Annotated in this window: 13 protein-coding genes and 1 riboswitch; of the genes, 9 read left to right on the forward strand and 4 right to left on the reverse strand. The window is 49.6% G+C overall.

Annotated features, from left to right (window positions below; translation table 11 throughout):
• Positions 1-41 precede the first annotated feature (41 nt).
• Both IRJ25_RS12335 and hemG read right to left on the reverse strand, forming a co-directional pair.
• Positions 42-1,124, reverse strand: coding sequence for a TIGR04053 family radical SAM/SPASM domain-containing protein (locus IRJ25_RS12335; protein WP_214784668.1), 1,083 nt, complete (start codon positions 1,122-1,124; stop codon positions 42-44).
• Positions 1,121-2,485, reverse strand: a complete 1,365-nt coding sequence (gene hemG, locus IRJ25_RS12340; protein WP_214784671.1) for a protoporphyrinogen oxidase — start codon at positions 2,483-2,485, stop codon at positions 1,121-1,123. Before hemG ends, IRJ25_RS12335 begins: the two co-directional genes overlap by 4 nt.
• Before the next feature lie 115 nt (positions 2,486-2,600).
• On the opposite strand from hemG, the gene IRJ25_RS12345 reads away from it, so the two are divergent.
• Entirely contained in the window at positions 2,601-2,765 is a 165-nt protein-coding gene (locus tag IRJ25_RS12345; RefSeq protein WP_214784674.1) for a hypothetical protein, read from the forward strand.
• Positions 2,766-2,813: 48 nt separating this feature from the next.
• Positions 2,814-3,755 carry a glutaminase A gene (glsA, locus tag IRJ25_RS12350; protein ID WP_159563499.1) on the forward strand — a complete coding sequence of 314 codons (942 nt, stop codon included), beginning with the start codon at positions 2,814-2,816 and terminating at the stop codon, positions 3,753-3,755.
• On the opposite strand, the gene IRJ25_RS12355 is transcribed toward glsA, so the two are convergent.
• Positions 3,752-4,525 (reverse strand): CHAD domain-containing protein, encoded by a 774-nt coding sequence (locus IRJ25_RS12355; RefSeq protein WP_269318389.1) that lies wholly within the window; start codon positions 4,523-4,525, stop codon positions 3,752-3,754. The genes glsA and IRJ25_RS12355 overlap by 4 nt on opposite strands.
• Before the next feature lie 40 nt (positions 4,526-4,565).
• On the opposite strand from IRJ25_RS12355, the gene IRJ25_RS12360 reads away from it, so the two are divergent.
• The 4 genes from IRJ25_RS12360 to IRJ25_RS12375 all read left to right on the forward strand — a co-directional run bounded on the left by IRJ25_RS12360 (position 4,566) and on the right by IRJ25_RS12375 (position 9,207).
• On the forward strand, positions 4,566-5,924 hold the full coding sequence (locus IRJ25_RS12360; protein ID WP_211781723.1) for an MATE family efflux transporter: 1,359 nt from the start codon (positions 4,566-4,568) through the stop codon (positions 5,922-5,924).
• A gap of 119 nt (positions 5,925-6,043) precedes the next feature.
• Positions 6,044-7,192, forward strand: a complete 1,149-nt coding sequence (gene nagA, locus IRJ25_RS12365; RefSeq protein ID WP_196431618.1) for an N-acetylglucosamine-6-phosphate deacetylase — start codon at positions 6,044-6,046, stop codon at positions 7,190-7,192.
• Positions 7,189-7,953: a glucosamine-6-phosphate deaminase gene (gene nagB, locus IRJ25_RS12370; protein WP_159563503.1), complete on the forward strand. Its 765-nt coding sequence runs from the start codon at positions 7,189-7,191 to the stop codon at positions 7,951-7,953. Before nagA ends, nagB begins: the two co-directional genes overlap by 4 nt.
• A 150-nt stretch (positions 7,954-8,103) precedes the next feature.
• Positions 8,104-9,207, forward strand: a complete 1,104-nt coding sequence (locus IRJ25_RS12375) for an LCP family protein (RefSeq protein WP_074037814.1) — start codon at positions 8,104-8,106, stop codon at positions 9,205-9,207.
• 28 nt (positions 9,208-9,235) lie between these two features.
• On the opposite strand, the gene IRJ25_RS12380 is transcribed toward IRJ25_RS12375, so the two are convergent.
• Complete coding sequence (locus IRJ25_RS12380; RefSeq protein ID WP_269318390.1) at positions 9,236-9,964, reverse strand: GntR family transcriptional regulator; 729 nt, start codon at positions 9,962-9,964, stop codon at positions 9,236-9,238.
• A gap of 95 nt (positions 9,965-10,059) precedes the next feature.
• On the opposite strand from IRJ25_RS12380, the gene IRJ25_RS12385 reads away from it, so the two are divergent.
• The 3 genes from IRJ25_RS12385 (at position 10,060) to IRJ25_RS12395 (ending at position 13,213) form a co-directional block, all read left to right on the forward strand.
• The gene (locus IRJ25_RS12385) at positions 10,060-11,220 is read left to right on the forward strand and encodes an alanyl-tRNA editing protein (RefSeq protein WP_269318391.1); all 1,161 of its coding nucleotides are present in this window, start codon (positions 10,060-10,062) and stop codon (positions 11,218-11,220) included.
• Positions 11,214-11,642 carry a GNAT family N-acetyltransferase gene (locus tag IRJ25_RS12390; protein ID WP_074037812.1) on the forward strand — a complete coding sequence of 143 codons (429 nt, stop codon included), beginning with the start codon at positions 11,214-11,216 and terminating at the stop codon, positions 11,640-11,642. Before IRJ25_RS12385 ends, IRJ25_RS12390 begins: the two co-directional genes overlap by 7 nt.
• Positions 11,643-11,719: 77 nt before the next feature.
• A riboswitch (Lysine riboswitch) is annotated at positions 11,720-11,899 on the forward strand.
• Between the two features lie 114 nt (positions 11,900-12,013).
• Positions 12,014-13,213: an aspartate kinase gene (locus IRJ25_RS12395; RefSeq protein WP_078147890.1), complete on the forward strand. Its 1,200-nt coding sequence runs from the start codon at positions 12,014-12,016 to the stop codon at positions 13,211-13,213.
• The last annotated feature ends 4 nt before the right edge of the window (positions 13,214-13,217 follow it).

Consider the following 13,217-nt stretch of genomic DNA (forward strand, 5'->3'; position numbering starts at 1 on the left):
TATAACCCAATCTTACACGGAGAGGGAATAAATGGGAATCGTTATTGTGAAACGAGGGGACGTTCTGGTTGATAGATACAGTACGGTTCTGATTCTTTGAAATCGCCAGTGACCGCATAGGCTCTAGCACGCGAACCACCACATAGATAACGATACTCACAATACCCACACTTTCCGTGATGACTATCCGGATCACGTAGCGCCTTGAATGTCGGATGGTGGCGATAAATATCGGCGAGAGGTGTCGTTCGGACGTTTCCGCAGGTGATTGGTAAAAATCCGGACGGCTGGACGTCCCCTGTATGTGAGATAAAGACGAATCCGTTGCCGTCATTCGTTCCGCGAGGTGCCTTCGCCAAATCGTCATGGGGATGTCCGATTGGGGGAAGCCCTGCTGCCCGGCGACGCTGATTTTCTTGGCGGGCGACTCTCCGATAAAATTGGGCTTCCGTCGTCGAGATGATGAAGGGTGCCGTCTCTTGTATGGAGAACGCCCATTTCAATACTTCCTCATGTCGCTCTGGTGTAATGGGTTGTAACAGGGATCCGCGTCCGGTCGGCACGAGGAAAAAGAGCGTCCAGACGGATACACCGAGGGATTCTACGAGCTTCGCCATTTCCGGTAATCGATCGACATTGTATTCGGTCACCGTCGTATTGATTTGAAATGACATCCCTTCTTCTCGGAAATATGAGATTCCTCGAATGGTACGGTCGAAGCTGCCACGTGTACCGCGGAAGTAGTCATGCGTCACGGCGTCCGGTCCGTCAATGGAGAAGGCCCAACGTGACAAACCAGCTGCTTTTGCCCGTTTCACGGCATCGTGAGTTACACGAGGTGTAGCTGAAGGTGTCATGGAGACGCGCATCCCAAGGGAGGAAGCATATGCGGTCAATTCAAATAAATCTTCACGCATGAGAGGATCACCGCCCGTAAAGACGAGAATCGGGTTATCCATCGCATGAATCTCGCGAATCAATGCTTTCCCTTCTTCCGTGTCGAGTTCGTTTTCGTAACGATGAAATTGTGCCTCTGCCCGGCAGTGGACGCAGGAGAGCGCACAGGCCCGTGTGACTTCCCAAATGACGATGAACGGGTTCTCATTATAGTCGATACGTTTCATACCGTCACCGCCTGTCGAAGATGTAAGTGATCGACCGCCCGTTTGGCGGAATCGACGCAGTCAGGTAATCCGACCCCATGGAGAATGGCGCCACACGCTTCGACGCCGTCCCACTTCAAAAGTGCTTCTTCGAACGCGCGGACGTCCTGTTTATGACCGACCTCATACTGTGGCATCGTTTGAATGTGTCGCTCGACTTTCGTGAAGAGGGGAGTCCCGACTTTTTGAATGCGTCGAAGTTCGCCTAAAGCGAAGTTTGCGATTAGATCATCCTCTTCATGGAGCAGGGACGAGACATGTTCTGAACTGATATACATGCGGAGCAATGCTTTTCCTTTAGGTGCTAGGTGTGGCCATTTTTTATGCATCCAGCTACAAGCGGTCAAAGCGTTTCCTTCCGATTTGGCGATGACGTAGCCGGTTCCATCTAACGCATCCACTTCTGACTCGTCGAAGGCGGCGAGTACGGTCATCGAAGAGGTACGTTTTAACGATGACAAACGTTCGGCTTCCGGGAATCCGAGCAAAGGTCCGAGTGCATGCGGCGATGTGGCCATAATGATGCCATCAAACTGTTCGATCGTCCCATCGGCAAATGTGACTTCATGAGGTCGAACGGATTGAACGACCGTCTTTAACATGAGTCGATCAATCGACGGACGGAGCGCCTCGACGAGTGCTCCGAGTCCTTGCTCAATCGACAGGAACTTACCAGTCTCGGACGGCTTTACACCGGCTTGGACGGGAGGAGTGAGTGCTTTCATTCCGAGAATCAGACTGCGAGTTTTTTGTTCAATCGTGATAAACTGAGGGAAAGTAGACTCGATGCTCATGTCATCGAGTGTCCCGTTGTAAATCCCTGACAGAAGTGGTTCGATCATCGTATCGACGACTTCTGAGCCAAGTCTCGTCCGAAAGAAACGGTCGAGCGAGATATCCTCTCCTGTATACACGCGTGGAATCACGAGATCGAATCCGGCGCGAAGTTTTCCTCTCCAAGTAAAGAGATCCGTTTTGACCATCGGCCAAAACTTGGTCGGGATGCCCATGACCGATCCGGCCGGCATCTGTCTCAGTTGCTTCCGTACGTAAATGTAAGAAGTCCCGGTTCTGGAGCGGACGAGTTGATCTGCGAGACCGAGATCGGTAATGAGTGATGTCAAGGTCGGCTTTCGTGCCATATAACCGTCGGGTCCAGTCTCTAACGTAAAACCATCCCGATAAATGGTCTTAATTTTTCCACCGAGACGGTCCTGCGCCTCAATCAATGTGACATGAGCTCCGGCTTCTTTGGCATAATAGGCTGCGGCAAGTCCGGTGATGCCACCTCCGATAATCGCGATTCGATTCAATTGATTCACCCATTTCTCTAAAATTGTTGTCGTCTTAACGGTACCGAGAATGTTGATGGAGATATAGGATAAGTGTCACGGACTTCTAGACAAATTTGTCACGAATTCGAAAGGGGACGATGGAATGGCTTCCTTCCTCATCGTTGCGACTCTTGTGATGGTGGGCATAATTGGGTTTATTGTGGTGATGAATCGGCATGGAGAAAAGTTGGTTGGAGACGAGGAAAGTCCACCGATGATTTGGGCGGATGAAGACTGGTATAAAGATGATGGACCACCGGACGGATAATATGATAAGATGACCCGGTTGAAATTTGATGGAACATGAGGTGATGGAATGAATGTACTCGAACAACAGTTGAACCACTTGGTTGATGAGTGTCGTCCGTACACGGCTCAAGGGAAAGTGGCGGACTATATCCCTGAACTCGCACATGTGAAAAACGATTTACTCGGGGTGGCGATTTGTTTGCCGGATGGTACGTATATTCACGCGGGGGATGTTCATCACAAGTTTACGATTCAGAGCGTATCGAAGGCGCTCACACTTTGTTATGTATTGATGGAGTTCGGGGAGGACTATGTCTTTTCGAAAGTAGGGATGGAGCCGACGGGGGACGCATTCAACTCCATCGCCAAACTCGAGGAAACGGTCCCGTCAAAACCACTGAATCCGATGATCAACGCCGGAGCGTTAGCGGTGACGAGTATGATTTTGGGGGAGACGGCAGAACTCAAAATCTATCAGTTCCGCCAGTTTTTAGCGACGTTGTTAAATCGCTCGGTCGAGGAGGTCACGTACGACGAAAAAGTCGCCCGCTCTGAATACGAGACGACCGACTTGAACCGTGCCCTGCTCTATTTCATGCGTCATCATGGAATTGTGGATGGAGACGTCGATGAGATCATTGATGTGTATACGAAACAGTGTGCCATCGAGATTGATTGTTTTGATTTGGCGCGAATCGGGCGTGTCTTTGCAGGGAATGGAGAAGACCCGGATACGGGCGAAGAGTTGATTCCACGTCGGGTCGTCCGAATCGTCAAGGCCATCATGACGACGTGTGGCATGTATGATGCATCGGGTGAGTTCGCTGTCCGGGTTGGTCTTCCAGGAAAAAGTGGGGTATCGGGTGCCATCTTGGCGGTCGGGAACCACGAACTGGACTTGAATAACGTTGGGTTTGGCATATTTGGCCCGGCACTTGATTCAAAAGGGAACTCGATTGCCGGAATGAAGTTGTTGGAACTACTGATTGAGCGCTATACTTCGCGCTAAATCGAGAGGTGCTCCACGGATGCATCGAGTTCCTGCTGTAATGTTTCAATTTTTCTGTCGTATGCAGACTGTAGTTCAGCTGGAGGGGTGAAGGCGCGCCAACGCTTTAACAGTTGGTCATGGTCGTTCATATCACCGAGTTCAGTTTGCATCTTTTTTAACGTGCGGACAGTGTCCATCGAAGCATCCGATTCATAGCTTAGCAAGTACTCATGTAAGTAACGTTCGCGTTTGACGGCTAAACGGACTTTATGGAGTGCTTCAAGCTGTTCTTTTCCATCGGATTGTTCGTGATAGACGCGTACACGTTGCTTGCGCTCGCTTTTCGCCTTTTCTAACATCGGAGAGGCGTTCGTTTTTTTGAACGCACGAAATAACGGTCCGCCGATGAAACGACGTACTTGTTGATCGAGCGACGGGGTCATTTTTTCACTGACGCGGGTCGAAAGGATCGTCCGTGCGATGGCACGTTCTGTCTCCATCGCTTCAAGAAACGCATGGTCGAGTTCGGTTTTGTAATAAAACGTTTCGATGAGGACGTCGAGGTCGCGCACATGACCGAGTGCCTCCATCAATTGTTTGAGTTGTCGGAACGTCGCCGGCTTCGTTTCGTATAGTTGCATGAAGGTGATCAGTTTCCGTAAATGCACCCGGGCGCGATGAATATCTTCTGAATTGTTAAAGGTGAGGGCTTCCGTCACATAGTGATTGAACGTGTTCCACGTTTCCAACAGTTCAAATTTAAGTTTTTCTGCATGCCGTTGATTCATGATTATAAGTTCCTTTCTGAAAAAGAGATGAGGGTTGTCCATGTACCAAACACATTCATTAAACGAAAAAATCAAACTGTTCTTCACGATTTTCTTTCCAATTTTAGTCACGCAAGTGTCTTTTTATTTGATTAGCTTTTTTGATACCGTCATGTCCGGACGGGCGGGTGCCGTCGATTTGGCAGGTGTCGGAGTCGGTTCAAGCTTGTGGATGCCGGTGTATACCGGACTGAGTGGAATCTTGCTGGCGGTGGCCCCGATCGTTTCGCAAGCGCTTGGTGCGCGAGACCGTCAACAGATTCAACGAACCTTGTTTCAAGGTATCTATTTAGCCATCATGCTAAGCGTAATCACGCTGACGTTGGGTTCATTCCTTGTGCCGATGGCAATCGAGAGCATGGGGCTCAGTGTAGAAGGGAAACGAATCGCGACGCAATACTTGCTTGCCCTTGGATTCGGTGTCTTGCCGATGTTCCTGTTCAATGTGCTACGCACGCTCATGGATGCCTTGGGCAAGACGCGAGTCTCGATGATCCTCATACTATTAGGGTTACCCATTAATGTCGGATTAAATTACATCTTCATCTTCGGAAAACTGGGGGTGCCGGCGTACGGCGGAGTTGGAGCGGGAATCGCCTCAAGCATCACTTACTGGCTACTCTTCTTCATGGCCTTCTTCTTCGTGAGAAACGGGAAGCCATTCCGCGAATACAAGTTTTTACGGACGACCGAACGAATGGTCTGGCTCCGACAAAAAGAGCTGTTACAACTTGGGACGCCAATCGGGCTCGCCATTTTCGCAGAAGTCAGCATCTTTGCGGCGGTCACGGTATTGCTCAGTTCATACGGTGACCAAATCGTCGCGGCTCACCAAGCGGCGATTAACTTCGCTTCGTTTGTTTACATGTTGCCACTCTCAGCATCGAGCGCATTGACGATCGTCGTGGGGTATGAGCTTGGCGCGAAACGACTTCAGGATGCCGTCCGCTATGCGAAAATCGGGCTCGCGCTCTGTCTCGGTGTTTCTATCTTTTCCGGTGCTTTTTTGTTTTGGCAAAACGAACGGGTCGCGGCTATTTATACGAATGATCCGACGGTCGTGGACCTTGCAGCTCACTTTATGATCTTCGCTGTATTCTTCCAACTGTCAGATGCTGTCGCGGCACCGATCCAAGGGATATTACGTGGTTTTAAAGACGTCAATATCACGCTCGTCCTTTCACTCGTCGCTTATTGGGTCATCGGTTTACCACTCGGGTATGTCTTGGCAGAGCACGCCGGATTTGGACCAGACGGTTATTGGATTGGCTTGATTGCCGGGCTCGCAGCCGGAGCGGTCTTGTTATTCCTCCGGTTAGTATGGATTGTCCGGCGCTACGGGACGGTTCAATCGACATAAAAAAGGAGAAGATTGTTCGCAAATGTGAACAATCTTTTATTTATTTAAAATTGGTCTATACAACTATACTTTTATCCGATATGATAACATGGAGGAAAACAAAAAGGAGTGGTGAACCGATGGGGACATTGATCAATGCTCGTATCGTGTCAGCAGAACAAACATGGGAACGTGGATATATCAGATGGAATGGTCAAACGATTGATGAGATTGGATCGATGGACCAGTTTGAACAACAGGATGAGCCTGTGATTGATGTCGCTGGAGCGCTCGTGACACCGGGTCTCATCGATGTACATATCCATGGGGGATATGAAGTCGATACGATGGATGCGGATGAATCAAAACTTCGACGATTGAGTAACGACATGCTACAGGAAGGTGTCACGTCCTTTTTCGCGACGACGATCACGCAGTCAAAAGAAGCGATTGAGCATGCATTGAAGGCAGTCCGAAATGTCATTGAAGCGCAGGATACGACACTCATCGGAATCCACTTGGAAGGTCCATTTGTCAACGTGGAGATGGCTGGGGCACAACCGGCAGAATATATTATCGACCCGGACGCCGAGCAGTTCCGGAAATGGCAAGAGCTTGCCGGCGGTCATATCCGTCTTGTCACTTATGCACCGGAACGTCCAGGTGCACGTGAGTTTGAAGCTGTTCTTCGCGAAACCGGTGCAATCGGTTCGGCGGGCCATACGAGTGCGACATTTGAAGAGAACAAGCAGGCGGGCGTCAAACACGGGACGCATCTTTATAACCAAATGCGTGGGTTGCACCATCGAGAACCCGGAACGGTTGGGTATTGTCTCTTAGAGGGTGGGGTCATCGCGGAAATCATTCCGGATGGGATCCATAGTCGTCCGGAGATGGTCGACTTCGCGTTTCGCTTAAAAGGAGCAGATGAACTTGTCGTCATCACGGATGCGATGCGAGCAAAAGGACTTCCGGACGGACAATATGAACTTGGCGGTCAACCGGTCATCGTAGCGGACGGGGCTGCGCGACTTCAAGCCGGAAACCTGGCGGGCAGTGTGTTGACGATGGATGCTGCCTTCCGAAACATTCAGGCATATACGGGATGTACGGTGGAAGAAGCGGTCAAAATGACTTCGACGAATGCGGCCAAAGAATTCGGATTGACGACAAAAGGAGACATCAAATCGGGGTTTGATGCAGACCTTGTCGTTTGGGATGACACGACACATGTTCAGATGACTTTTGTCAAAGGTCGAATCGTATATGAACGGGAGGAACAAAGATGAATGTACTAGTCGCAAAGACGGCGAACGATGCGGAACGAATCGCCTATACGCTAATCAAAGAACGGATTTCAGGGAAACATGACTTCGTACTCGGTCTCGCAACCGGTAGCACACCGGTCGGGATGTATCAGATGTTTAAACAGGACGCGCTCGATTGTAGCCATGTGACGAGCGTCAATTTAGATGAATACATCGGATTATCGCCCGAACATCCTCAAAGCTATAACCGCTTCATGAAAGATCGACTCTTCGATGAGGTACCATTCAAACAAAGTCACCTCCCTCAAGGGGACGCACCGGACCCGGAAGTGGAAGCTTCACGTTATGAAGAACTTGTTCGGACACTCGGTGTCGATTTACAGCTATTAGGGATTGGTGAGAATGGGCATATCGCCTTCAATGAACCGGGTACAGCGCTCGACGCGAAGACACATGTGACCGAACTCACGGAGTCTACTCGGGAAGCCAATCGTCGATTCTTTGATCGGTTAGAAGATGTACCGACACACGCCATCACGATGGGGCTCGATACGATCATGAACGCACGTGAAATCGTCCTAGTCGCGACAGGGGAGCGGAAAGCGGAAGCGGTGCAGCACATGATTGAGAGCGTACCGACGGTCGACTGGCCGGCCACAATCCTTCAGGCCCATCCTGGTGTGACAGTCGTACTCGACGAGGCGGCGGCATCACACTGTGCGGAATCCTTACAAGCCCGTGGACAAGAAGCGGCAACACGATTTTTTACCATTCGGGATTAACGGACCTGCGGAGTCATCTCCGCGGGTTTTTCTATGTTCAACTATGGGAAAATGTAAAGAAATGAATTTGTCATCAAAACGTTTTCGACAAATTTCTCGCTTTCCTCTATAATGAGTGAAGCTCATTATTTTGACTCGAAGGAGACCGATATGAATTCTAGAACACATGCTCGCAGACAGCGCACAGGTCCGTCTGCGTTTTATAAGATATTTAGTGCCCTCGTGCTGATTGCGATTATTGCTGGATCTAGCATTTACGGTACAGCGTTTTACAAAGCCCACAATATGTTGTCAGGCACCCAAGTCACATTAGAGGATGACCCGACGGTTGAGCCGACTCGTTATGATAAAGAAGATACGGAGACGTTCTTGGTTTTAGGGACAGACCTTTCGCCACAGAAGAAAGCGCGTGGCGAGTTTGGACGATCGGACGTTATGATTGTCGTCATTTTAAACAAGAAAGAAAAGCAGACGACGATGCTCAGTATCCCGCGTGACTCGTATGTCAATATTGACTACACGGGATATAACATTCCTTATGGCAAGACGGGACTTGACCAAGATAAGATCACACACGCTTACTACTTTGGTTCGATGGATGAATCGAATCCAAACAACGGGATGCGGATGGCGACGAACACGATCGAAGATTTAGTTGGTGTTGAAATCGACCATGTCGTCTCGCTCAACTTCCAAGGGTTCGTTGATTTCATTGATGCGGTAGGTGGAGTTGAGATTGATGTTCCGTTCTCATCACAACAAAACAGTTACGATGCGTCACGTGAGACAGTTCAAATCGAGCAAGGACTTCAACAGCTTTCTGGTGAAGAGGCACTTGCCTACGTTCGAAATCGATACGATGATCCACGTGGGGACATCGGTCGTGGACAACGCCAGATGGAAGTCATCAATGCCGTGCTCGAACAATCACTCGGCACTTCACTCCTAAACAATTACGATAAGGTCTTGAAAGCCGTCGGCGACAACATGCAGACGACACTTGGCCCGAATGACTATATGCGTTTAATTGAAGATGTTGGCGCGCTTCACAATACGGTGCAATATCAATTGACTGGAGAAGGTGCCCGGGCAGATGACGGACACTTCTACTATTTCTTGAACGAACCGCTTCTTGAAGAAGTACGCTATCGTGTACAACAAGCGGACGCCGGTAATCGTGTCGAGCCGATGTCCGATACAGAACTCGAGTCGTATACGTTAGACCCGAGCGGGGTAACGTACGAAGCTCAATAAAAAAAGTTTGCCCTCGGGCAAACTTTTTTTATATGCGGTCCATGGCGACGGTCAAGGAGTATGAATCTCCGCGAAAGAGTGAACGACTATACTCGAACATGTCACCGTTCTCGAGATAAGTTCGCTGGTCAATCAGCAATACCGGTGCGTTCGGAGAAATGGTGAGGAGCTTGGCTTCTTCTGGACCGGCGCTCCGGGCTTCGAGTGTTTGTGTTGCATTTTTCAGGCGTAAGCCATGCTGTTCGGCATAAGCATAAATCGATCCCGTCGCGTCATCTTGCGTCAGGTCAGGCAATAAATGAACGGGAATATAGGCGGTTTCGAGCGCAAGTGGGTGATCATCGGCGAGTCGTAGCCGTTTCATTTCATAAACCGATGTTTGATTTGGGATGCTCAGTTGCTGCGCGATGCGATCCGTTGCCGGAATGACCTCGTATGACAAGAGACGGCTGAGCGGTCGCATGCCTCGATGTTTGATTTCCTCGGAAAAACTCGTCAGTCCCGATAACGTCATCGCAATCTTCTGACTCGCGACGAACGTGCCTCTTCCTTTTTGACGGCTCAAGTAACCGGCGTTGACGAGGTTCATGATGGCTTGACGAATCGTCATCCGACTGACGTGAAATTGCTCGGAAAATTCACGCTCTGAAGGCAAGGTGTCTCCTGGTTTTAACAATCCGTCATCAATTTGTTGCTTTAAGTACGCTTCAATTTGATAATAAATAGGTAACGGAGATTGTTTATCGATTTCTAACATATCATTTCGCTCCTGACTGAGAAGATGTATGTTTCATTATAGACGAAATTAAACTAGTTGTCTGAACAGATTATAGAGAGAAGGTGGAGGACAAGATGGAACCATATACAGCAAGTACAGTCGTGACCTCAATAAAGGAAGACGACAACGGTCATTGGCACACACTCGAGAACAGCCCGTTTTATGCGGAAGGTGGGGGACAACCGGCTGACCGTGGATGGATTGGGACGCATCCTGTACTGGACGTACAAATCAAGGACGGGGAAGTATGGCATCTCTTGTCAGAATCATTACCAGCGGGCACGACGATAGAGGTTCGAATAGATAAGGACGTCAGACGGGATCATTCCATCCAGCATACTGCTCAACATGTGATAACGGCGATTTTGGAAGACCGTCATGGCATTCGGACGCTCAGCTTTGGAATCGGAGAGACCGATTCATCTATTGAGATTGAAACGGCAACGATGGACTGGGTGCACGTTGAGGCACTTGAACAAGAGATGCAACAACTCATCTTTGAAAACCGTCCGATTCGTGTCTATGAAATCCCAAAAGAAGAAGTAGACCGGGCGCGCTTACGGAAAGAGACGGACCGAACGGGGATGATTCGCATCGTCGAAATCGAAGGTCTAGATTACAATGCATGTGGTGGCACTCATGTGGAGACAACGGGACAACTCGGTACCATCCATGTGACGGCGATGAAGAAAGTGAGGGGGAATCTCCGCTTGACGTATGTGGCGGGAAGTCGAGCGATCAAGGCGACTCAACAAGCGCGAGCAGCGTTGCGGACGATTCACCATACATTCTCGACAACGAATGAATCCGTGGCAGCCCGTGTAATCGAAGAACATACGATTCGTTTGGAACGTGAAAAAGAAATCAAAACGCTCGAAGAACGGATTGCCAAAGCGAAAGTGGAGGCTGTGTTGAAAGAAGATAACTATGTGGCTTTACATGTCGGGAGAACAGAAACGGAAACGTTGACGACCGCCATCATCGAACGAATCGCAGCAACAGGGCGAATTGCCGTTGGCGCCAACTATGGAACGCAGAAATTGTTCGTTATGCATGACGGGACACAGGATATCGCCGTCGGCACATTCTTGAAAGTGGCGCTCCAAGAGATGAAAATCGGTCGTGGCGGTGGAAGCCATAAGCAGGCCCAAGCGCGTTTCACATCCGTAGCGGAACTAGAAAAGGGAATCGAAGAAATCGTGAAACGATTGCAGGAAGGAGTTTTACCATGTTGATCATTCAATCGGGAAACGAAGCAGCGTTGATTGAACAGGCCAAACAAGTGCGGGAGATCGTATTCGTTCAGGAACAAGGAATCGATGCGAGTTTAGAATACGATGATTTAGACGATATGTGTACACATGTGGTCGGGCTCCTTGACTCCGAACCTGTGACGACAGCGCGTCTTCGTCCAGTCGACTCGACTGTCGGAAAAGTGGAGCGAGTGGCGACGATTCAATCGGCCCGGGGCCATGGATATGGGAAAGACATTATGATTGAAGTTGAACGTGTCGCGAAACGTCAAGGGTTGGTTGAACTACGATTGGGTGCACAACTGACGGCGCTTCCGTTTTATGAAAAGCTCGGGTACGAGGCGTTCGGAGATGAGTTTTTGGATGCCAATATCCCGCACCGCATGATGCGAAAAACATGGTAATCTTTTTTTGAAATATCCCATTTTTCTAAAAAAAGGTTGGCAAGAAGATTTCGTTTTGTTATAACTAATACTAACAACTGACAGATAGAGGTTGCGAATGACATGAGTAAGCTTGGTTGAAACGGACGCACTCCGGACCGAGCCGAAAGGGGAAATTCGCCGAAGTCGACGTTCACGTGCGTGTGAATGAAGGCTGGGGTAGTCGTGAATAACGCCTACACTGCCATGGTCAACTACCATGGAGCGCTATCTACGGAACGATTCTTTAATCGTTTTTCAACTGCGCGTACAAGCGGCAGACCGTAGGGAGAGTGCTTCCTACCGGTCTGCCGCTTTTTCTGTTGGTGGACATCTTGAAAGTGGGGAACTTGATGACAACCGTACTGAAATTTGGTGGCAGCTCCGTTGCCACAATCGAACAAATACAAGCCATTTCGGACTATTTACAGACACGTGTGGCGACCGGTGAAAAATTGGTCGTCGTCGTATCGGCGATGGGCAAAACGACAGATTCGCTCTTGTCGCTCGCCAAACAAATCACGGATCGCCCGATGATTCGCGAACTCGACCGGCTACTCGCCGTTGGAGAAGAACAGACCATCAGCCTACTCAGTATCGCCTTGAACTCGCGAGGCGTACCGGCCATCTCATTAACAGGACAGCAAGCCGGGATTGATACGATGGGCATTCATACGAAGAGCAAAATCAAAGCGATTCGGAAAGAAGTGTTACACGAGAAGTTGCGTCAATACGACGTCCTGATTGTCGCCGGATTCCAAGGCGTGAATGAAGCGGGAGACGTCACGACCCTTGGGCGTGGCGGTTCGGACACGACAGCCGTCGCACTGGCGGCCGTCCTCAGTCAGCGTTGTGAAATTTATACGGACGTCGCGGGTGTATATACGACGGACCCACGAATCCATCCGACGGCGAAACGGCTTGATACGGTTTCCTATGACGAGATGATGGAGATGAGTGCACTCGGTTCAAAAGTGATGGAGATGCGAAGCGTGGAGCTCGCAAAGAAATATGACGTCAATATTTTTGTTGGGAAGACGCTTTCGAGCGAAGGAGGAACATGGATCATGGATACGACGCAAGCGATGGAACAGAAAGCAGTCACGAGTGTGAGTGTCGTCAAGAACGTACTCAGTGTCTCAATCAAACATATTCCGCATACGGCGGCGGGAGTCGCAGACATTTTTGAACGATTGTCAGAGCGACACGTCAACATCGATATGATTTCACAGACGGCATTCGACGGCGAAGTGTTTCTCTCGTTCACATGTCCGCTCGATGAAGAGGCGTTTTTAGAAGAGGCGCTCGCGGAGTTGACAGCGACCTTGCCACAAATCAAAATCGATCGTCATACGGAACATGCAAAAATTTCTGTCGTCGGAATCGGTATGCGAGACGCGACAGGGGTCGCTTCAGAGCTCTTTGCGACATTCCGTGAGATGGGGATTCCATTCTATCAAGTCACGACGTCTGAAATCAGTATTTCCTATACGATTCAAGAACAAGACGTAGAAGCGGCAGTCGCAGCCATTGCGGCCCGGTTCCACTTATAAGGGG

The sequence above is a fragment of the Exiguobacterium sp. KJ 601 genome, from assembly GCF_027161185.1.
Lineage (GTDB): Bacteria > Bacillota > Bacilli > Exiguobacteriales > Exiguobacteriaceae > Exiguobacterium > Exiguobacterium profundum.